Origin of the sequence: Shewanella sp. CAL98-MNA-CIBAN-0140 (assembly GCF_040309905.1) — a bacterium.
GTDB lineage: Bacteria > Pseudomonadota > Gammaproteobacteria > Enterobacterales > Shewanellaceae > Shewanella > Shewanella psychromarinicola.
On sequence record NZ_JBEOPI010000111.1, the window covers coordinates 1 to 377 of the forward strand.

Below are 377 nucleotides of genomic sequence, written 5' to 3' on the forward strand. Positions count from 1 at the left end.
CAACTTCACCATGTAGTAGTTGCTTTCGATATTTAACAACCAGTATTAAGTGCAGCACAATGAGATGCTTACAGTGTGAATTGGTTTGGTATTCCACTTGACTATCTCAAACTACACAGTAGTCTATACAGTATATGAAAAAAACGCTCAGATACAACTTTCGGCTCAAACCGACAGCAGAACAGGAAGCCAAACTCATTGAGTTTGGCTCATATGCTCGTGGGTTGTGGAATTTGTTGTTGTCAGAAAATCTGCGTCGTTATAGGTACGACAAAACGTTTTTGTTCTATCCAGAAATGGCAAAATTAATTAAAGAGTTAAAGGTATTCGAAGAGTTCTCTTGGTTAAAATCCTTTGATTCTGCGGCTGCACAGCAA

General features: G+C 38.5%; 1 protein-coding gene. It reads left to right on the forward strand.

Features of this window, described 5'->3' with window-relative positions; translation table 11 throughout:
- Window positions 1-134 precede the first annotated feature (134 nt).
- Window positions 135-377: helix-turn-helix domain-containing protein (locus tag AAEY93_RS20380; protein WP_351079456.1), on the forward strand; the 243-nt coding region annotated here is incomplete at its 3' end.